We start from the raw sequence: 20978 nt of genomic DNA, 5'->3' as shown, positions 1-20978 counted from the left end.
TTCAACCGGGTACGGCGCTAGAAGCGGAAGGCTTTGTTGACGGCTCGCCCCAAGGTGGCCATCAGCATCACTGCGGCAACGATGACCAGGCCGGGAAGGGTGGTGAGCCACCAGGCGACAGAAAGGTACTGCCGTCCCTCGGAGATCAGCAGACCCCACTCCGGGGTCGGCGGCGGGGAACCGAAGCCGAGGAAACCGAGCCCCGAGATCGCCAGGATTGCCGCGCCGAGGTCAACGGCCAGCAGCGAGAGCACTGGCCCGATCACGTGTGGAATGATATGTCGGCGCAGAACGGTGAAGTATCCGCCCCCGCTCATCAGCGCGGCCTGCACGAAGTCCCGGGAACGGACCCGGAGCACCTCGGTGCGCACCAGCCGTGCGAAGGCCGCAATGGAAGCGATCCCGACACCGAGTCCCAGCGACAGCGGGCCGGGTTCGGTCGCGGTCACCAGGATCAGGGCGATCAGGAACGCCGGGACTGCCAGGATGACATCCACCAGGCGCATGGCTGCGCTATCGGCAAACCTGCCGGCGGTTCCGGCAAGCAGCCCGAGGATCGAACCGACAATGCTGCCGATCAGGCAGGCAAGCCCCGCGGTGAGCAGCGTCTGCCGGGTTCCGTACACAACTCGGGAGAAGACATCGCGTCCCAGGTGATCGGTGCCGAACAGGTGCTCGGAGCTTGGAGCCAGGAGCTTGTCCGCCGGCACTCCGGTGATCGGGTCGTGGCCGGTGAACAGCGAGGGAACCAAGGCCCACAACAGCACGATGGCCAGCGGAACCAGGACCCACCACCGCGCCAGCCGGCGCCGCGCCGCGGAGGATCCCGAGGTCCGCGCAACCGGCTGTTCGGAAGCGGCCAGGGGTGCGGCGGTCGTATCGACGTTGTCTGCCAGAAGGCTCATGGACTTTTCCTTCCCTAGGCCGCAAGCGCGCGGGGCGAACCGGAGCGGGCGGTGATGATACGCGGATCGAGCTTCGGATGGATGAGGTCAACCAGCAGGTTGACTGTTGTGAACACGACGGCGGTCAGCAGGACCAGCCCCTGGACCAGCGGGATGTCCTGGACGGTGACCGACTGGAGAATCAGCTGGCCCAACCCTGCACGGGCGAAAACGGTTTCGGTGATCACCGACCCGGCAAGCAGCGTTCCGATGGTGATGCCGGCAATGGACAGCGCGGCGGGCGCGGCGTTCTTCAGCGTATGGCGGTAGAAAATCCACGATTCGCTGGCGCCCTTGGCCCGCAGCACGTCCACGAATGGCTGGGTGTTGACTTCCTGCACGCTCTTGATGAGCACCTGGGCGATGGGTGCGCTCAAATGCACCGCCAGCACGAAAATCGGCACCGCCAGAGAGAGGAACGAATCGTCCGGGAACAGCGACATCACGCCGAGCTGGACCGCCAGCAGCTGCAGCAGCACCAGCCCAAGCCAGAAGACCGGGATGGAAACCATGAGCGGCGGAAGATTCAGCAGCAGGTTGCGCAGCTTGGCGCCGCGGGCCAGGCTGGCCGCGGCCGTGAGCGCCACAGCGAAAACGACCGCGACAACGAAGGCCGAGCCTGCCAGCACCAGCGTTGAACCGGCGACTTCGCCGATGCGGGCGGATACTTCAGAGCCGCTGGACAGGGAGTATCCCAGATCTCCGCGCAGCAGACCGAGCAGCTGGGAGAAGTACTGGACAATGACCGGTTGGTCGTACCCGTAGTACTCCTTCATCTGCGCGATAGTCGCCGGATCAGCTGCCGAGTCCGAGTTCAGGAAAATCGTCACCGGGTCGTTGGGAAGCGACTGAACTGCGATGAATACCGCGGTGTAGGCAAGCCAGATCACCAGCAGGGCCTGGCCTACGCGCTTGGCAATGTATCCGCCCATGGCTTCGACTCCTAGCCTTCGCTCTTCCAAGCGCCCTGGAAGATCGGGGCGGTACCGGAGGTGAACTCGACGTGGGCTGACTTGTTCGCGCCGTAAACCTGGACTTCGTCCCACAGTACGAGCGTCAGGGCCTTGTCCAGCACCAGTGCACGCTGTTCTTCCTCGACCAGCTTCAGATGCTCTTCTTCGCTGGTTGCCGCCTGTTCCTTGGCGAAGAGCTTGTTCAGTTCCTCGTCGGAGTTCAGGGTCTGGGTATTGTTGGCCGGCGCGTACACCGGGCCGAGGCCGCCGAGGGCGAACTGGCGGGTGCCGAAGAATTCGACCTTGTCGTCGACCAGTGCGTTGACCAGGAAGGTGTTGTCGGCCGCGCGGTTGACCAGCTTCACGCCAAGGTCGCGCCACTGCTGCTCGATCAATTCGAAGGCCGGCTTGATGACAACCGAGTTGTTCGAGGTGGCCACCGTGATTTCCAGCTTTTCGCCGTCCTTCTCACGGATGCCGTCGGCGCCGACCTTCCAGCCTGCTTCGTCCAGGAGCTGCTTTGATTTCTCCGGGTTGTAGGCGATTTCAGAGGACAGGTCGACGAAACCCGGGGCCTTGTGGTTCAAGATCGATCCCGCCACGACGTAGCTGTCGGACAGCACGGTGTCCTTGATGGCTTGGCGGTCGATTCCGACCTGCAGCGCCTGGCGGACCTTGGCGTCCGCCAGCTTGCCGGAGCCGATGCGCACTGCTGCCTGGTTCGTGGTCAGGTCCACTCCCTGCGCGGCGAAGACCTGGCCGCCGTTGGCTGCCAGTACCTGCTCGTCCACCGGCTGCAGACCTCGGACCAGGTCGACCTGGCCCGACTGGGCGGCGCCGGCGCGGCTTGCGACTTCAGGCAGGTACTTGACCACGAGGGAGTCAAGGTATGCGTCGCCCTGGTTCGGGGCGGTTTCCGGGGCCCAGGCGTAGTCATCGCGGCTGGTGAACACCACTTCTTCGTCCGGCTTTTCCGATTCGAAGACAAACGGGCCGGAACCGACGATCTTGGCGATGGCTGACTGGCCTGCATTGTCCAGCTTCAAGGTCTTCGGGGAGACCAGGCCTGCGGCGACCGAAGAAGTAGCGCGCAGGAAGTTGGCGTCGGGACGCTTCAGCGTCACCTTCACCTGGTTCTCCCCCACGACCTCGGCCGACTTGTAGGCGCCGAAGTCCACGTTTGGAGCGATCTGTGCATCCTTGATGCCCAGACCCAGCGCGTCAAGATTCAGCTTAACCGCTTCGGCATCAAGCGCGGATCCATCCGAAAAAGTCACTCCGTCGCGAATGGTGAAGGTGAATTCCGTCTGCTCCTTGTTCGCCTTGAAATCCTTGGCAATCCAGCCCACCAGCTTGCCGGATTCAACGTCGAAGTAGGTCAGGCGGTCAAGGACCGAGTTCAGCACGTTGGCCTTCTCGTAGAAGCGCGCTGCCTGGGTCTGCCAGTTGTTGATCGGGGTGACCTCGGCGAAGGTGAAGGTGCCGCCTTCAACCGGTTCGCCGGAGGCGGTCGGGGCGCCTTCCGCTGGGGCGGCAGTTGTCGAGTTTCCGCCGCAGGCAGTCAGCGTCAGGCCTAGGACGGTGACAAGGGCCGCTGCTTTCAAGCTCAGGTGCGAAGTACGCATCTTCGTGTGTTCCTCTCGGTGTTGGACCCGAGGATTACGCCTGATGTTCAACGATCCGCTTGTAGCGAGTTCGAGGGAAGGCAGAGATCTCCCCTTGAAGGACCGTTGCGAAATCTAGCAATCTCCATCGGTCCTGGCCTTAGCACCGCTCCCGATGTCGGGTGGTTGCTGCGACGTCAACGAGCCAGGTCTCTCAGTCGCTCTGGATGGTGTGGTGTCCAATTTCTTGAACAATTTCAGTGTCGAACACGGAGTTGAATATGACCAAGCGTGACGTAAGTAAAACGTCATGAAACCCAGCAACGGTTATCAACGCTCTTGAAACGAGTCATTTTGCACGTCACAAAGCGTCTTGTGACGATTCTTGTCGACAGCTCTGACAAATTCTTGACTCGGCACCAGGAAGCAAGATCTGTTGCGGCTCCATGGATGAAGGAGCTGGTTGGACAAAATCGCGATATCAGCGACCACGGCCCGCCCTTCCCAAGCCGATGCGTCCGCCGTCCGGTGAACACGGAAATCACCGTCTCCTGCAGAATGGAACAACCCTCGATTGAAACCGGAAATTAGGTTAGCCTTAATAAAAAATTTCGCCATTCCAATCTCGCTAAGAAAGACGGGCAACATGAGCGCCACCGACGCAACACAGTTTTCCGCCCGGCTTCGCAGCGTCACCCAGGAAGATCACCACGCCGCAGAATCCAGCGACTTCATCACCACGCTGATGGGCGGGGAACGCTCGGCACGCGACTACATGTTGCTGATTGCCCAGTACCACTACATCTACGGTGCGTTGGAAGAAGAAGTCCGGGTGCTTGCCGCGGATCCGGAACTTGGCGAAATCTTGGACGCGGCACTTGAACGCAGTGGGCAGATTGCAAAAGACCTGGATGTCCTGCTGCCGGCCCACGGGTTGAAGGAGATCCCAGCGGCGTTGCCGGCCACCGAGGCCTACGTTGCGGCAATCCGCGCCTCGGCGGCGGAACCGGCGCGCCTCGTCGCCCACCACTACCTGCGCTACCTGGGAGACCTGTCCGGCGGCCTAGCCATCGGAAAGCTCGTACCCCGCCACTATTCCATTCCCGATGAAGCATTGAACATGTGGAAGTTCGAGGCCATCGACAAGCCAAAAATCTACAAGGATTCCTACCGCGACAAACTCGATGTTTTCGGGGCGAACACCTCGCATGCCGAAGCGGTGCTGGACGAGGCGAAGCGCGGGTTCCAGTGGAACAAGGCGATCTTCGAGGACCTGCTGAAGGCAAGCGCCAGCGAGCTGAGCGCCGCATCCTAGGTTTTCGGAAGTTCTGCACCGACCTGCCACCGGCCGCGGGAATGCCTTCGGCCGGCACGTCGTTGGCAACGGTAACCGTCAACGGAGGAAACTCATGAAGATCGCAGTCGCCGGAGCTACCGGAAAACTCGGCACCCTCGTTATCGATGCGCTGTTATCCCGGGGCGCCCCAGCGGGCAGCCTGGTCGCGCTCGGCAGGTCCCCGCAGAAACTCGCCGCCTTGGCAGCCAAGGGCGTGGAGACCCGCGCCGCCGACTACAACGCGGCGCACACGCTCGTCGCGGCCCTCGAAGGCGTCGACAGGCTGCTGCTGATTTCCGGCAGCGACGTGGGACACCGGATCCCGCAGCACGAGAACATCATCAATGCCGCCCGTCGTGTTAACGTCTCGATGATCGCCTACACATCCATCGCCAATGCGCGCACCGGAGCGCTGAAGCTGGCCGCCGAACACGTGGCCACCGAGGACCTGCTGGCGGCCTCCGGGATCCCCTATGTCCTGCTGCGCAACGGCTGGTACATCGAGAACTACACGGACCAGCTCATGGGCTACCTCAATAGCGGGGTCATCCTCGGCACGGCGGGCGAGGGAAAAATCAGCGCCGCCACCCGCGCGGACTTCGCCGAGGCTGCCGCGGCCGTCCTGCTGGATGAGCAGGTTGCCGGGGGAACCATCTACGAGCTCGGCGGAGACAAGCCCTTCACGCTCGGCCAGCTGGCCGGAGCGTTCGGCGCCGCCACCGGGCAAGAGGTCACCTACCGGGATCTGGACCCGCAGACCCTGGCCGGCATCTACGAAGAGTCCGGAATTCCCAAGGTTTACGCCGAGATCCTGGTGGACACCGACGTGCGTATCCGCGACGGCGCCCTTGAGGTGCACGGCTCGGACCTCGCCCGGCTGATCGGCCGCGCACCCACCCCGCTGGGCAGGGCCATCAAGCAGGCCCTGAACAGATAGGCACGGCGCCTTCGGCCCCGGCGAGCGCACGCCGGCTGATTGCGGATATCCTTGGCCTGGATTGAACGAAATGCCCGATTCGCTCGTGTATCAGGCATGAGCGAGAATCAACTCGGAAAATCCCGGCCGCGAAAGGGGCGCGTGACTTCCAGTGATGATGCCACCTTGCGGCTGCTGCACGAACGGTACGCGCAGCCGCTGTGGCGCTATGCCTTCTCACTGACCAGGGACTCGCACCAGGCGGAGGACATCGTCCAGGAGACCCTGCTCAAGGCGTGGAATTCCCCTCGGATTCTCGACGAGCCGGTGGAAGAGGTCCGCGGGTGGATGTTCACCGTGGCTCGGAACTTGGTGATCGACCAGTCCCGCAGCGCACGCTCACGGCATGAACGCAGCATCGAACGGCTGCCTGATCAGCCCGCCGAGGATCACGCCGACCAGATTTTCGACGAGATCCTCATTCATGACGCGCTCGCTGCGCTCAGCGAACCCCACCGGCAGGTGGTGGTGCTGGCCTACTACGGCGCCTACAGCACGCAGCAGATCGCAACGGAATTGGGCATCGCGGACGGAACCGTGAAGTCCCGGCTGCATTATGGGATGAGGGCCTTGAAGCTGGCCCTCCAGGAACGGGGAGTAACACGATGAGCGAGCATGAGAAGTTCGCCCAATGGGATGCCGCCTATGTGCTGGGCGCGCTGGAGCCGGCCGACCGCCGGCTGTTCGAAGAGCACTTGGAGAACTGCGAACGCTGCCAGGGCGCCGTATCCGAGCTCAGCGCGCTGCCGGGCTTGCTCTCGCGCGCGCACGACCCGGAAGAGGTGACGGCCCTGGTGCCGCAGCCCCCGGCGGACCTGTTCGAGAAGACCGCCCGGCGCGCGGTCTCCGCGCGCCGGCGCCGCGGCACCCGCTTGGTCCTGCTGGCCGCGGCCGCCGTCGCCGTGATCCTGGGCATCGGCCTGCCGTTCCTGCTGCGCCCTGCCGCTCCCGGACCGGTGCTTGCCCTGCAGCAGGTTGCCGAGCAGTCGCTGAGCGCCGACGTCGGCTTCGAGTCGGTGGCGTGGGGCACCCGGCTGAACATCGACTGCGACTATCCCGCAGGCTACGAATTCGGCGACGCCAACGGCCCGTGGTCCTACGCGCTGCTGGTGACCGACACCAAGGGAAGCACCATGCAGGTCGCCACGTGGAAGGCAGTGCCCGGCAAGAAGATCACCCTCCAAGCCGCCACCTCGCTGCCGGTCGACCAGATCGCCGAGGTGACGGTGAAGACCCTGGCCGGACTGACGGTCCTGCAGTCGCCGATGGACAAGAATTTGCTGGATCAGTGAACCGGGACGGGCTGCGCCTCGTGTAGCAGGCAAGCCGCTCACGCGGACACCACGAGAAAGGCACAGCTCATGAAATCGTCACTGAAGTCCTGGTGCGCAGCAACCTCAGCCGTCGTGGCCTTGGCATTGGCCCTGACCGGATGCGCGAACGACTCGGGATCCACCGATACCGCTTCCCCCTCCGCCGACGCCCAGTCCAGCGCCGTGTCCTCCGCCCCGGCGGAAAGCAGCCCAAGCGGCGACATGGGTGCCGCGTCCCTGGCGCTCGCCGACTCCTCGCTGGGCAAGATCGTGGTCGATGGCAAGGGCATGACGGTGTACCAGTTCGACAAGGACACCCAGGGCGCCGATTCCTCGGCCTGCACCGGACCCTGCGAAGACCAGTGGCCAGCGGTCCCGGGCGGAACCGATGTCACGGTTGACGGGGTCACCGGCAAGACCGGCACCATTACCGGGGTGAACGGCGAAAGCCAGCTGACGCTGGACGGGTGGCCGCTGTACTACTTCGCCGGCGACAAGAAGGCCGGCGACACCGCAGGCCAGGGCGTGAAAGACGTCTGGTGGGTGCTGGATGCCGCCGGCACCCCGATCAAGTAGCCGAAGCACAGGCCGGCAGGACGCCCGGGGGCACGCAGCGTTGCGTGCGCCCGGGCGTTTCCATGCCCGCGGCCGGTTTAATAATCGGGCGAAATCAGCATGTGGCGCGTGTCACGCGGCGCTGGAATGATGTTTGTCCCGTACATTGGCGCATACTTCATCCCCATCTTCTGAGGAGATTCAGGTATGTCACGACCACGTATCCGGGCCCTTGCCTGCGCCGCAGCGCTGGCCCTAGGACTGGGAGCAGCATCCGCAGTACCGGCGAGCGCCGATCCCAGACAGACCGAGAAGGACCCCATCGCCCAGGGCAGCGGAGGCGCCGTCGCCTCCGTGGACCCCCAGGCCTCCGCAGCGGGAATCGAGATCCTGCGCAAGGGCGGCAACGCCGTGGACGCGGCGGTCGCCACTGCGGCGGCCCTGGGCGTTACCGAACCCTATAGCGCCGGCATCGGCGGCGGCGGATATTTCATGTACTACAACGCCAAAACCGGCAAGGTCAGCACCATCGACGGGCGCGAGACCGCCCCGGCGGCCATGCCGCACGATGCGTTCATCGACCCGGCCACCGGCAAACCCTACAACTTCACCCCCGAGCTGGTCACCAGCGGCGCCGCGGTCGGCGTTCCGGGAACCCTTGCCACCTGGCAGCGGGCGCTGGACAACTGGGGCACCCAGGACCTGAAGAAGGTGCTGCACCCCGCCATCCAGACCGCGTCGCGCGGGTTCGTGGTGGATACGACCTTCCGTGAACAGACGCTGGACAACAAGAAGCGCTTCGAGGCGTTCCCCGACACCAGCGAGCTCTACCTGCCCGGCGGGGACGCCCCGAAGGTCGGCAGCATCTTCAAGAACCACGACTTGGCGGCCACCTACCGGCTGCTGGCCAAGAGCGGGCCGAAGGCCTTCTACCAAGGAGAGCTTGCGCAGGAGATCGCTGACACCGTCACCGCGCCGCCCAAGAACGCGGACACCGACCTGCCGGTGCCGGCCGGCTTCATCACCGCAAAGGACCTGGCCGACTACGCCGTGGTGGAGCAGGCGCCGACCAAGGTCGAGTACCGCGGGCTCGAGGTCTTCGGCATGGCCCCGTCCTCCAGCGGCGGCACCACCATCGGCGAATCGCTGAACATCCTGGAGCAGTTCGACCTGTCCTCCATGCAGACCCCGTCCGCGCTGCACCACTACCTGGAAGCCACCGCACTGGCCTATGCCGACCGCGGCAAGTTCGTCGGCGACCCGGCATTCGTGGATGTGCCGACCAGGACCTTGACCAGCCAGCTCTTCGGCGCCGAACGAGCCTGCGCGCTGGATCCGGCGCGTGCCGCCGTCAAGCCGGTGGCTCCCGGGGACGTCGAGAACTTCGACGGGTTGTGCCCGGCGGAAACCGGCGCACCGGTGGACGAGCAGGACACCGAGAACGTGTCCACCACGCACCTGTCGGTGGTGGACCGCTGGGGCAACATGGTTTCCTACACGCTGACCATCGAGCAGACCGGCGGGTCCGGCATGATGGTTCCGGGGCGCGGCTTCCTGCTGAACAACGAGCTGACGGACTTCTCCACGGTGTACAACCCCGAGGATCCGAACCGCATCGACCCGGGCAAGCGCCCGCGTTCCTCGATGTCCCCGACCATCGTGCTGCGCGACGGGCAGCCGGCGCTGGCCATCGGCTCGCCGGGCGGCTCGACCATCATCACCACGGTGCTGCAGACCCTGGTCAACCGCATCGACCTGGGTATGGACATCGGCCAGGCCATCGCCGCCCCGCGCGCCTCGCAGCGCAATACCGCGGCGGTCACGGCCGAACCGGAGTTCATCACCGCCTACGGTTCCGCGCTGGAGGCCTTCGGCCACAAGCTGACCCCTGCCGGGGACTCGTTCACCCCGCAGGCTGAAATCGGCGCGGTGGCGGCCGTGGAGGTCGACTCCCACGGCAAGCTCACCGCGGCCGCCGAACCAGTGCGCCGCGGCGGCGGCTCCGCGATGGTGGTGAAGCCGGCCAAGTAGCCCGGCGGGCGCCGCCCGCTGCGCCGCTCCTGCGCCCCGTCCGGCCTGCGGACGGGGCACAGCGTGCTAAGCCACTGGCTGCCCGCGCAAAAAAGCTTGCGGGATGCTGAACCGGAGCGGGCTCTGTCTCGTTCTCACCTTGTACGGTTTTCCACGCTCCCGCCCTCGGCTCTGCGGGAGGAACCAGGACGAACAAGGAGCACGATCATGGGCAAGGCATTTTCGAAAGCCGCGGTCCTCACCGCAGCCTTGACGTTGGTTCTGGCCGGGTGCTCCGGCCAGAACGGTTCAGCCCAGGACAATCCAGGCCAGGGCAATTCCGGAACCTCGAACTACGGGGTGCCGAATACCGGCAGCAGCCCGGTGCCGAATCTCAAGCAGAACGGAGCGATCCTTGAAATGCGGCAGACCGAGCTGGGCAGCATCGCCACCGACCAGCGGGGCATGAGCATCTACCAGTTCGACGAGGACACGCAGAACTCCGGGGCTTCCTCCTGCACCGGCGGATGCCTCGACTTGTGGCCTCCGGTCCCCTCGGGCCCGGCCTCGCTGAGCGATGCCAAGGGCATCACCGGGAAGCTGGGCACCATCACCGGCGCCGATGGCAAGCCGCAGCTGACGCTGAACGGCTGGCCCATGTACTACTACGTTTCGGACAGCAAACCCGGAGACACCAAGGGCCAGGCGGTCAGCGACGTGTGGTGGGTCGTGGACAGCGCCGGCGTGCCGATCCACTGACCTGTGGCGCAGCACAACCGCTGGTTAACTGCCGACCGGCCCCGCCGCCCTTGACTGGGCTGCGGGGCCGGTAGGCCGTGCGGTAGTTCCGGGATCAGACCTGGGCGGCCAAGCGGTTGGAGACCTTGAAGGACGCCGCGCGGTGGGTGTCCTTGACGTGGTCGCCTGCGCCGAACAGCTTGTTGCGCAGCGAGCCGTCGGCGTACTCGGTCTTGTACGCGCCGCGGGCCTGCAGCTCGGGAACCACGTACTCGACGATGTCCTCGAAGGTGCCCGGGGTGATGGCGTAGGCCAGGTTGAAGCCGTCGACGTCGGTGTAGTTGACCCAGTCGATGAGCTTTTCGGCGACCTCGGCGCCGGAGCCCACGGTGATCGGGCCGAAGCCGCCCACGCCAACCCATTCGGCCAGCTGGCGCACGGTCCACGGGTTGCCCTCGTCGCCGCTGGCCTTCTGGAAGGTGGCCACGGAAGACTGGATGGCGTTGGACTTCACGTCGGCGCCGATGACCTCGTCCGGGTTGAAGGTGGACAAATCGATGCCCATCCAGCCGGAGATCAGCACCATGGCGCCCTCGATGTCCGCATAGGACTTGTAGTCCTCATACTTGGCCTGGGCTGCTGCCGAATCCTCGGCGGTGATGATGGTCTGCATCGCGAAGATCTTGATGTCGTAGCGGCCGCGGCCCGCGGCCTCGGCATGGTCGCGGATCTTGGTGACGGTGTCCTTGAGCATTTCGCGGGTCGGGCTGGTCACGAAAACCGCCTCCGCGTTCTGCGCGGCGAACTTCAGGCCGCGCGGCGAGGTGCCTGCCTGGTAGATGACCGGGGTGCGCTGGGTGCTCGGCTCGGTAATGGCGATGCCCGGAACCTTGAAGTACTTGCCATCGTGGTTGATCGGGTGCACCTTGGCCGGGTCGGTGTAGACGCCGGTTTCCTTGTCGGCCTGCACCGCGTCGTCTTCCCAGGAGCCTTCGAGCAGCTTGTAGACCACCTCGAGGTATTCGTCCGCATGGTCGTAGCGCTCATCGTGCTCCATCTGGTCTTCCTGGCCCATGTTGCGGGCGGCCGAAGGCAGGTAGCCGGTGACCACGTTCCAGCCCACGCGGCCGTTGGTCAGGTGGTCGAGGGTGGCCAGGCGGCGGGCGAAGGGATACGGGTGCTCGTAGGCGGTGCCGGCGGTGACGCCGAAGCCGAGGTTCTCGGTCACCGCGGCCATGGCGGAGACCAGCAGGAACGGGTCGTTGACCGGGGCCTGGGCGCCGGTGCGCAGCGGGGACTCGTTGGTGCCGTTGTACACGTCGTAGGTGCCCAGCACGTCGGCGATGAACAGGCCGTCGAACTTGCCCTTTTCCAGCACCTTGGCCAGGTGGGTCCAGTAGCCGATGGTCTTGTAGTCGGCGGCCTTGTCCTTCGGGTGGCGCCACAGGCCCGGGGACTGGTGGGCGACGCAGTTCATGTCGAAGGCGTTGAAGAGGATTTCCCGCTTCGCGTTGTGTGGCTGGTTCTCGCTCATGGATGTGCCCCTTGTTCGTGGTTGAGAAGTGGAAGTCTGGTGGGTGCGCGGCGCGGCGGCCGCTAGCTGGCGTGGTGCCCGGTGGGTGCGGCGAGGTCGCCGGTGACCGAGAGGCGCTGGGGTTGGACCCCGTTGATCTCGTAGTCCCCCACGATGCGCGCCTTGTAGATCGCTGGGTTGTGGGTGGCGATGGTGCGTGCGTTGCGCCAGTGCCGGTCCATGTTGCAGCTGCTGCGGGTGGACGAGGCGCCCAGTCCGTCGAAGAGCTTGCTGGTGGCGCTGATGACTAGCGGCTGCACGATGGTCTGCGCCCGGTTGGCGGCCAGCTCGCAGACCGCGAAGCGCTCCTCCGCGTTCAGCTGCGCGTCCTGCAGCGCGGCTTCGACCTCCAGCACCGCGCCGATGACCACCGAGTCCGCGGCGAAGACCTCCGCGGAGACCTCCCCCACCAGCTGCAGCACCTGCGGTTCGCGGTGCACCGGGACGCCGGTGCCGGTGGTGAAGCTGCGGGTGCGCGCCTGCACCGAGCTGCGCATGTCGTTCAGCGCCGCGCGGCCGATGCCTGCCTGCACCGCCATGAGCACCAGCTGGAAGATCGAGGCCTCGGGGTCGTTGGGATCCTCCGGCATGAAGCTGTCCACCGGCACCTGGTGGAACTCGGTGGTTCCGGTGCCGGTCAGCCCCTGGCCGAAGCCGTCCCAGTCGTCCAGGATCTTCACGCCGCTGTGCTGGGTAGAGACCACGGCGATCTGGCGTCCCGGGCGCTCCGGATGGGCCACCGCGACGGTGGTCCAGTCCGCGAAGATGGTGCCGGTGCAGTAGTACTTCTCGCCGTTGACCACCCAGCGGCCGTCGACCTGGCTGGCCTTGGTGTTCAGCGTGCCCAGCGCGTTGCCGCCGCTTTCGGTGTAGGCGTTGCCAACGATCTGCCCGGCCGCGATGCGGGCGAACCACTTGGCCTTCAGCTGCTCGTCCTGCAGGCGCAGCGCGTCCTCGACAAAGGCAATGTGCGCGCGCCAGAGCTGGCCGATATGGGAATCGGCCTCGGAAAGCTCGATGAGCAGGCGGAAGACGTCGCTGAGCCGGGCCCCGTGGCCGCCGTCGGCGACCGGCAGGCGCAGCGCCCCGAAGCGGTCGCGGTTCAGCAGGCCCACCTGCTCGAAGGGCAGGATGCGGTTGCGGTCGCGCTCCTTGGCGCCGGCGGCGATCTGGGCGAACACCGGACGGAAAATCGCTGCAAGGCGCTCGTAGTCTTCGTCGGCCCCCGGCCCCGGAGTCACCTTGAGCAGCTGGCGGGTCGGACGGTCTTCGGTGAACTCGTCAAGCTCCAGCGCATTGCCGGCGCCCGGGGTGCTCAGCGTGTTAAAGTCCACCTCAAAATCGTTTTGGGGTGCGCCAAAAGACATAAAAAGTCCTCGATTCTTTCCATCGATCCTGGCGGTAGCACCGTCCCTGTCATGGGTGGTTGCTGCGGCGTCGTGGAGCCAGATCTCTCAGCCGCTCTGGATGGGTCGTAATCATTTGTAGCCGTAACAATCGGGCGGCTCCAAGCCCCGAAGTCATATTTCGTCGCTGAAAACGCACGGGTTGCAGGGACTCGCGAGTGCCGATTGCCGCGAACCGCCGAAGATGACCCAAGGAAGAGGGGCAAAGATCGATCAAACCAACGCTCAATGAAATAAATAACGAAATATCCCACAGATTACGCGCTTACATCGAATATTTTTCATGTTACGCAGGATTTGCAATGGAATCGTTCGAATGCGTGTAATGGATGCGTAACCATCCCGAGCGGCCGAGAGATCTGGCTCTACGACGCCGCAGCAACCACCGTTGAATTCCCGGAATTCACGGCCGGTGCTACCGCCAGGACCGATGGAGATGATCATGGCTACTGCCTTTGCCCTGCCTCAGACCGAGGTTGCAACCAGCGCATCCAGCGCGCTGTCCGTGGACTTCCACAATGTCTCGCGCACCTTCACCACCAAGAAGGAGCAGCGCACCGTCCTCGCAGACGTCAACCTCCACATCGAAGCAGGACAGGTTGTGGCGATCCTCGGAGCCAGCGGCTGCGGCAAGTCGACGCTGCTTCGCTCGGTGTCCGGCTTGGACCACCCCACGGGCGGCGCAGTCTTCACCGGCACCCGGGAAGTCAACGACATCAACGAGCTGTGCGCGGTGGCCTTCCAGGAGCCACGGCTGCTGCCATGGCGTTCGGTGCGCGAGAACATCGCACTCGGACTGGCTCCGGGGACCAGCAAGCCGGCCGGCATTGAACTCATCAACCAGCTGCTGGAGCTGACCGGGTTGACCCACGCGGCCGATCTGCGGCCACGCGAAATTTCCGGCGGCATGGCACAGCGCGTATCGCTCGCCCGAGCACTGGCCCGCCGCCCCGGCGTGCTGCTGCTCGATGAACCATTCGGCGCACTGGATGCACTGACCCGCCTGAAAATGCAGGACCTGCTCCTGTCCATCCATGCGTCGTTCCCGACCACCGTCCTGATGGTGACCCACGACGTCGACGAGGCGCTGACCCTGGCAGATCGGGTGATCGTCCTGGGGCGTGCCAATGGCCAGCAATCAGCGACGGTCATCGAGGACCTCCGGCTGTCCGCGGCGCACCCGCGCAGCCACAGCGACGCACTGTTCGTCACCAACCGCGCCCACCTGCTGGGACTGCTGGGCGTCGACACCGCAAACCACTAATACCGGCTTCGCCACCGGCATCTCGACTTTCTTCTACGGCTGCATCCACGCAGCCGCTGCACTCGCACGCACAAATCAAGGAATTTCCATGCTCGCAAACCGTGTCACCCGTCGTACCGCACTGTCCATCACCGCCCTGGCCGTCGGTGCCGTGGCCCTCTCCGGCTGTGCCGGAGAGAACGCCTCGGCAGCCGGCGACGGCAAAACCCTGTCCATCGACTACGCCACCTACAACCCGCTGAGCCTGGTGCTCAAGGAAAAGGGTTGGCTGGATGCGGCAGCCAAGGAACAGGGTGTCACCGTCGAGTGGATCCAATCCGCCGGATCGAACAAGGCAAATGAAGCGCTGCGCGCCGACGCTGTGCAGGTCGGTTCCACCGCTGGCTCCGCCGCACTGCTGGCCCGCTCCAACGGCTCGCCGATCAAGACCATTTCGCTCTACTCGCAGCCTGAATGGGCGGCGCTGGTGGTCAACAAGGACTCGAAGATCACCACCCCGGCAGACCTGAAGGGCAAGTCGGTCGCCGCCACCAAGGGCACTGATCCGTACTTCTTCCTGCTGCAGACCCTTGAGGAGGCCGGTCTGAGCGAAAAGGACATCACCCTGCAGAACGTCCAGCACGCCGATGGGCGCACCGCGTTGGCCAACGGCTCGGTCGACGCATGGTCCGGTCTCGACCCGATCATGGCCGCCGCCGAACAGGACGGCGCCAAGCTGTTCCACCGCAACCTGGACTACAACACCTACGGCGCACTGAATGCCCGCGCGGACTTCATCGAGGAAAGCCCGGAGCTGGCCCAGCTGGTGGTCGACTCGTACGAGAAGGCCCGCGAATGGGCCGTTGCGAATCCGGACGAAACCGCGGACATTCTGGCCGAGGTCGCAGGACTGGAGTCCGAAGTCGCCCAGACGGTGATCAACGAACGCTCGAACCTGGACGTGGACACCGTTCCCGGCGAATCCTTCACCAAGGTGCTCGGCAACATCGCCCCTACCTTGGTTGCCAGCGGCGACGTATCCAAGCAGGAAACCGTTGACGAAGCGCTGGCCACCCTGGTGGATGATCAGTTCGCCACCAAGGCCGACGCCAAGAACATTTCCGGAGAGTAATCATCATGTCCACGCCAACTCAGATTTCCCAGGCAGCCGACGGCAGCTCTGCCGCTGCCGACCGGCACAAACCTGGCTTCGCCGCTCGGATCCTGCAGGCGCCCAAGTGGCTGTTGTCCTTGATCCTGCCGGTGGTCATTGTAGCGGTATGGCAGTACGTCACGGTCAGCGGCATCGTCGCCCCCTGGTCGCTGCCGACCCCGGGTGCGGTGCTCGCCGCGGCCGGTGAGCTGTTCCAAGACGGAGATCTGAGCAAGCATGTCGGAATCTCCACCCAGCGAGTCCTACTGGGCTTCGCGATCGGCTCGCTGCTCGGATTGCTCTTTGGCGCGCTGGTGGGCCTGTCCAAGCTCGCCGACGCCCTGCTGAGCCTGAGCATCGGGGCTCTGCGCGCGGTCCCTTCACTTGCCTGGGTACCGCTGCTGGTGCTGTGGATGAAGATGGGCGAGGATTCCAAGGTCACGCTGATCATCATCGGCGCGTTCTTCCCGGCCTTCACCACCGTCTCGCTGGCCCTGCGCCACGTCGATGCGCAGCTGGTGGAAGCCGCACGCTCCTTCGGGTTCAAGGGCCTGAACCTGCTGCGTACGGTACAGCTGCCGGCAGTGGTCCCGTCCATTTTCTCCGGACTCCGGCTTGCACTGGCCCAGGCCTGGCTGTTCCTCGTGGCAGCAGAATTGCTCGGCGCCTCGATGGGGCTCGGATTCCTCCTGACGGATTCGCAGAACAACGGCCGTCTGGACCGCTTGATCTTGACCATCATCCTGCTCGCGATCTTCGGCAAGATCACCGACGCCCTGCTGTCGGTGGCCGAACGCTGGGCCATCCGGCGCTGGACGTAAACCGGGCACCGACACAGCCCATGTTCTAGTCCGCCACCACCCGATTTCGCATTTCAACCCAAGGAAAACCGCAATGACCGCCGAATTGGCATCCAGCACAGCAGCCGCGACCACGGAGAACCGCCACGAATTCTGGGACGAGGCGGCAAACCTTCTGGATTGGGAAACCCCCTGGCACACTACCAGCCAGATCATTCCGGCGGATCCCCAGGCCCAGCGCGGCCCGCAGATCTCCTGGTATCTGGGCGGCACGCTGAACGCCGCAGTGAACTGCGCGGACCGCCACGTGGCCGCCGGCAACGGGGACAAGGTGGCCCTGTACTTCGAGGGCGAACCGGGCGACCGCATCGCGGTCACCTACAAGAACCTGCAAGAACGCGTCTCGCAGGCCGCCAACGCGCTGCTGGAGCTGGGCATCACCAAGGGCGACCGCGTGGTCATCTACCTGCCGGTGCTCATCGAAACCGTGGTGATCACCTTGGCCTGCGCCCGCATCGGCGCCATCCACTCGCTGGTCTTCGGCGGGTTCTCCGCAGAGGCCCTGAAATTCCGCGTGGAAGACACCAAGGCGAAGCTGCTGGTCACCACCGACGGGCAGTTCCGCCGCGGCACCTCGGTGCCGGTGAAGGACAATGCCGACCAGGCCGTGTCCGGGGAGAACAGCATCGAGAAGGTGCTGGTCATCCGCCGCACCGGCGATGACATCGCTTGGACCGAAGGCCGCGACGTGTGGTGGCACGAGGTCGTCGAGACCCAGTCCACCGAGCACACCCCACAGTTCTTCGACTCCGAGACGCCGCTGTTCATCATGTACACCTCCGGAACCACCGGCCAGCCCAAGGGCCTGGTGCACACCACCGGCGGCTACCTCACCCAGGCGGCCTACAGCTACAACCTGCTGTTCGCCAACCCCGACCGGACCCAGCGCGCCGACGACGTGCACTGGTGCACCGCGGACCTGGCCTGGGTCACCGCGCACACCTACGAGATCTACGGTCCACTGGCCAACGGCGTCACCCAGGTCATCTATGAGGGCGTGCCGAATGCCCCGCACCCGGGACGCCACTTCGAGATCATCGAACGCTACCGCGTGACCAGCTACTACACCGCGCCGACCCTGGTCCGTTCGCTGATGGGCTGGTTCCCGGACGGCATCCCTGCCAGCTATGACCTGTCCTCGATCAAGATCGGCGGCACCGTAGGCGAATCGGTTAACCCCGAGGCCTGGCGCTGGCTGCGAAACCAGGTAGGCCGCGACACCGCCGACGGCATCGCCATGGTGGATACCTGGTGGCAGTCGGAGTCCGGGGCGACCATCCTCTCCCCGCTGCCCACCGACACCCACTTCAAGCCGGGTTGCGCCGCGCGCGCCCTGCCCGGGGTGAGCGTGGACATCGTGGACGCAGCGGGGAACACCGTGGGGCCGAACCAGCAGGGAAACATCGTCATCACCGAGACCGGGCCGTCCATGGCCCGCACCGTGTGGGGCAACCCGCAGCGCTACTACACCAGCTACTGGCAGCAATACGTCGAGCAGGGCTGGTTCCTCGCCGGGGACGGCGCGCGCTTCGATGAGGACGGGGACATCTACATCCTCGGCCGCACGGACGACGTGATCAACATTTCCGGGCACCGGCTGTCAACCATCGAGATCGAGTCGGCACTGGTCACCAACGCCGGCGTGGTGGAGGCCGGGGTCTGCCCAACCCAGGATGCCAAGACCGGGCATGCGGCCACCGCGTTCGTGGTCCCGCTGGACAAGTCGCTGATCGCGCTGGATCCCGATGAGGCCACCGCCGCACGCCAGGCCGAGTTCATCGCCCAGTTGCGCGGCACCGTGGCCGCTCAGATCGGCCCGATCGCCAAGCCGCGCGATGTGGTGCTGGTTCCGGACGTCCCGAAGACCCGCTCGGGGAAGATCATGCGGCGCCTGCTCACCCAGCTCTTCGAGGGCACCACGCTGGGCGACACGACAAGCCTGCAAAATGAGCCGTGCATCCCGGAAATCAACGAGATCTGCCGCGCCCGGGGCTGACCGCAGCCGCTGTCCGCACTGATTAGAAGCTGGCCGGGCCCGTGCACCATGCACGGGCCCGGCCAGCTTGTTCAGTTCCGGTTGCCTTGCCGGGGCAACCCATCAGTCGATGTCAGGATTTCTTCGGATCGCCGGGCTTCGGCCCGGCCGTGTCGGTTGGCTCGGTTGGGTCAGCTGGTTCGGTGGCCAGCAGCACTTCGCGCTCTTCCACCACCGTCCCGTCCTCGGTGCCCAGCTTCGCCGCCTCGACCACCGGAATCTCGGTGGTCATCAGACTGAATCCGCCGCCCTCATGGCGGTCCACGCCGCGCGAGACCGAATTCTCCAGGACCTGGCGCGCCACGGTGCTGCGCAGCACCAGCGGATCCTTGCTCAGGTCCTTCCAGATGGCCACGCACAACAGAAGCATCACGACGACAAACGGCAGCGCCGACACAATGGTGATGTTCTTCAGGCCGTTCAGCGCTTCGGCTGGATTGTCGCCGCCCGCCAGCAGCATCACGGCAGCCACCGCTCCGGTGGCCACACCCCAGAAGACGACCGATTTCCGCGTGGGGTTCTCGGCGCCCTTCTCGCTCAGGGCGCCCATCACGATGGACGCGGAGTCCGCTCCGGTGACGAAGAAGATCGCGATGAGCAGCACTGCCAGCACCATCAGCACCACCGACACCCATCCGGCAACCGGAAGCTGTCCCAGCATGTCGAAGAGAATCAGGTCGAAGTTGATGTCCGGAGCGCCGTCCACGATCTGCGCCAACTGCGCCGAGGTATCCCCGGCACGCTCCGCGCGCTCCTGGATGCCGATGGCTCCGCCGCCGAAGATCGCGAACCACAGCAGAGTCACCGTGGAAGGCACCAGCAGCACGCCGGTCACGAACTGGCGGATGGTGCGGCCGCGGGAAATACGCGCGATGAACAGGCCCACGAACGGGGTCCAGGAGACCCACCAGGCCCAGTAGAACACGGTCCACGAGGACAGCCAGGAGGAAACCGCTTCATCGCCCGAGGCCGCGGTGCGCGAGGCCATCTGCGGCAGGTCGCCGATGAACGAACCGATGGCGTTCGGGATGACGTTGAGGATGAACAGGGTCGGCCCGCCGATGAACACGATCAGGGCGAGGATCACTGCCAGCACCATATTGGTGTTCGACAGCCATTGGATGCCGCGCTCGATGCCGGAGACCGCCGAGGCCACGAACAGCGCCGTAAGGATCGCGATGATCACGACCAGGACTCCGGATCCGACCTTTTCCATCATGCCGGTGGCCTGGATGCCGCCGCCGATCTGCAACGCGCCCAACCCCAGGGAACAGGCCGAGCCGAACAGCGTGGCGATGATGGCCAGGATGTTGATGACGCGGCCGCCCCATCCATGGATGGCCCGGTCGCCGAAGATCGGGGTGAACATCGAGGAGAACAGCTGCGGGCGCCCCAGGCGGAAACTGCCGTAGGCCATGCCCAGGCCCACGATTGCATACATGGCCCACGGGAACAGGGTCCAATGGAACAGCGTGGTGCCCATGGCGGTGCTCAGCGCCGCATCCGTCTGCCCCTCGACGGTTCCCGGTGGAGGGGACATGTAGAAGAACAGGGGTTCGCCGACACCGTAGAACACCAGTCCGATGCCCATGCCGGTTGCGAACATCATGGAAATCCACGACACCGTGCTGAATTGAGGTTTCTCGTCGTCCTTGCCCAGCGGGATGCGGCCGAAGTTCTTGGCCGCCACGACGATGGCGAAGACGGCGAAGACCGAGGCGGCGATGATGAACAGCCAGCCCGTATTGGTAATGACCCAGTCAAGGGCTGCGTCCGCTACTGTGCCCAGTCCATCGGGCGTGATGAAACCCCAGATGATGAAGGCCAGTGCGAGTGCTCCGGCAATGCCGAACACCCAGTAGTCGGTGCCTTCGAGCTTGTACTTCTTCGGCTTACGCTGCCGAGCTGAGTGCAGCTCGCCAACGATCTCTTCTATTGATTGGTCACTCTGCTTCATTGCGTTCTTTCCCCACCAGCCAGGCAGGGGCCGAGCATATCGGCCACCTGACTATCGGGGGCGCCAGCTCCCTTGCGGGGGAACGCCATCCGGCTAGTGCATTCGGTTGAGGATTGCTTTGACTGCTTCGGTTCACTGAATCCAAGATCGACCCGCGGCACACGATGAAAGCTTGCGTGCTTGTGCCCATACTCTACGTACAAACCAGGCAATTTGGCGGAAATTATTTGTCGAACCTTGGCTCAAACGGGCCCAATTAGGGCTTTTCCATCATTAGCGAGATCGACAGCAAGGTCAAACTTCACAAATCAGTCAGCGCTTC

17 protein-coding genes and 3 riboswitches are annotated in these 20978 nt (G+C 64.8%); of the genes, 11 read left to right on the top strand and 6 right to left on the bottom strand.

The window, feature by feature from the left end; translation table 11 throughout:
- Nucleotides 1-17 precede the first annotated feature (17 nt).
- From C1H84_RS12990 to C1H84_RS12980, 3 genes are read right to left on the bottom strand one after another with little or no spacing between them, the layout of a single operon-like run.
- Nucleotides 18-905: an ABC transporter permease gene (locus tag C1H84_RS12990; protein ID WP_113607592.1), complete on the bottom strand. Its 888-nt coding sequence runs from the start codon at nt 903-905 to the stop codon at nt 18-20.
- Between the two features lie 14 nt (nt 906-919).
- Complete coding sequence (locus C1H84_RS12985) at nt 920-1876, bottom strand: ABC transporter permease (RefSeq protein WP_113607591.1); 957 nt, start codon at nt 1874-1876, stop codon at nt 920-922.
- 11 nt (nt 1877-1887) lie between these two features.
- Nucleotides 1888-3522, bottom strand: a complete 1635-nt coding sequence (locus C1H84_RS12980) for an ABC transporter substrate-binding protein (RefSeq protein ID WP_113607590.1) — start codon at nt 3520-3522, stop codon at nt 1888-1890.
- A gap of 121 nt (nt 3523-3643) precedes the next feature.
- A riboswitch (SAM riboswitch) is annotated at nt 3644-3735 on the bottom strand.
- Nucleotides 3736-4147: 412 nt separating this feature from the next.
- On the opposite strand from C1H84_RS12980, the gene C1H84_RS12975 reads away from it, so the two are divergent.
- From C1H84_RS12975 to C1H84_RS12945, 7 genes are all read left to right on the top strand, one after another.
- Nucleotides 4148-4816, top strand: coding sequence for a biliverdin-producing heme oxygenase (locus tag C1H84_RS12975; protein WP_113607589.1), 669 nt, complete (start codon nt 4148-4150; stop codon nt 4814-4816).
- Nucleotides 4817-4910: 94 nt separating this feature from the next.
- Complete coding sequence (locus C1H84_RS12970; protein ID WP_113607588.1) at nt 4911-5774, top strand: SDR family oxidoreductase; 864 nt, start codon at nt 4911-4913, stop codon at nt 5772-5774.
- Between the two features lie 141 nt (nt 5775-5915).
- On the top strand, nt 5916-6422 hold the full coding sequence (locus C1H84_RS12965) for a sigma-70 family RNA polymerase sigma factor (protein WP_244910904.1): 507 nt from the start codon (nt 5916-5918) through the stop codon (nt 6420-6422).
- On the top strand, nt 6419-7105 hold the full coding sequence (locus C1H84_RS12960; protein WP_113607586.1) for an anti-sigma factor family protein: 687 nt from the start codon (nt 6419-6421) through the stop codon (nt 7103-7105). The genes C1H84_RS12965 and C1H84_RS12960 overlap by 4 nt, the downstream gene beginning before the upstream one ends.
- 69 nt (nt 7106-7174) lie before the next feature.
- Nucleotides 7175-7702 (top strand): COG4315 family predicted lipoprotein, encoded by a 528-nt coding sequence (locus C1H84_RS12955; protein ID WP_113607585.1) that lies wholly within the window; start codon nt 7175-7177, stop codon nt 7700-7702.
- Nucleotides 7703-7888: 186 nt separating this feature from the next.
- Nucleotides 7889-9712 carry a gamma-glutamyltransferase gene (ggt, locus tag C1H84_RS12950; RefSeq protein WP_113607584.1) on the top strand — a complete coding sequence of 608 codons (1824 nt, stop codon included), beginning with the start codon at nt 7889-7891 and terminating at the stop codon, nt 9710-9712.
- 207 nt (nt 9713-9919) lie between these two features.
- Nucleotides 9920-10450 (top strand): COG4315 family predicted lipoprotein, encoded by a 531-nt coding sequence (locus C1H84_RS12945; protein ID WP_047118112.1) that lies wholly within the window; start codon nt 9920-9922, stop codon nt 10448-10450.
- A 94-nt stretch (nt 10451-10544) separates the two neighbouring features.
- Here the strand turns inward: C1H84_RS12945 and C1H84_RS12940 are convergent, their stop codons facing one another.
- Nucleotides 10545-11963: an LLM class flavin-dependent oxidoreductase gene (locus C1H84_RS12940; RefSeq protein ID WP_047118113.1), complete on the bottom strand. Its 1419-nt coding sequence runs from the start codon at nt 11961-11963 to the stop codon at nt 10545-10547.
- A gap of 62 nt (nt 11964-12025) precedes the next feature.
- A complete protein-coding gene (locus C1H84_RS12935) occupies nt 12026-13336 on the bottom strand; it encodes an acyl-CoA dehydrogenase family protein (protein WP_244910903.1) in 1311 nt (436 codons plus the stop codon).
- A 49-nt stretch (nt 13337-13385) separates the two neighbouring features.
- Nucleotides 13386-13476: riboswitch (SAM riboswitch) on the bottom strand.
- A gap of 266 nt (nt 13477-13742) precedes the next feature.
- A riboswitch (SAM riboswitch) is annotated at nt 13743-13845 on the top strand.
- Between the two features lie 5 nt (nt 13846-13850).
- Between C1H84_RS12935 and C1H84_RS12930 the strand changes: the two genes are divergently transcribed.
- The 4 genes from C1H84_RS12930 (at nt 13851) to acs (ending at nt 18660) form a co-directional block, all read left to right on the top strand.
- Entirely contained in the window at nt 13851-14672 is an 822-nt protein-coding gene (locus C1H84_RS12930) for an ABC transporter ATP-binding protein (protein WP_047118237.1), read from the top strand.
- 88 nt (nt 14673-14760) lie between these two features.
- A complete protein-coding gene (locus C1H84_RS12925; protein WP_113607582.1) occupies nt 14761-15783 on the top strand; it encodes an aliphatic sulfonate ABC transporter substrate-binding protein in 1023 nt (340 codons plus the stop codon).
- A gap of 5 nt (nt 15784-15788) precedes the next feature.
- Complete coding sequence (locus C1H84_RS12920; RefSeq protein ID WP_113607581.1) at nt 15789-16625, top strand: ABC transporter permease; 837 nt, start codon at nt 15789-15791, stop codon at nt 16623-16625.
- Between the two features lie 73 nt (nt 16626-16698).
- The gene (gene acs / locus C1H84_RS12915; protein ID WP_113607580.1) at nt 16699-18660 is read left to right on the top strand and encodes an acetate--CoA ligase; all 1962 of its coding nucleotides are present in this window, start codon (nt 16699-16701) and stop codon (nt 18658-18660) included.
- A 112-nt stretch (nt 18661-18772) separates the two neighbouring features.
- On the opposite strand, the gene C1H84_RS12910 is transcribed toward acs, so the two are convergent.
- Nucleotides 18773-20656 (bottom strand): BCCT family transporter, encoded by a 1884-nt coding sequence (locus C1H84_RS12910; protein WP_047118117.1) that lies wholly within the window; start codon nt 20654-20656, stop codon nt 18773-18775.
- Between the last annotated feature and the right edge of the window lie 322 nt (nt 20657-20978).

Origin of the sequence: Glutamicibacter soli, from assembly GCF_003309065.1 — a bacterium.
Lineage (GTDB): Bacteria > Actinomycetota > Actinomycetes > Actinomycetales > Micrococcaceae > Glutamicibacter > Glutamicibacter soli.
This window is presented reverse-complemented; position numbering and strand designations above follow the sequence as displayed.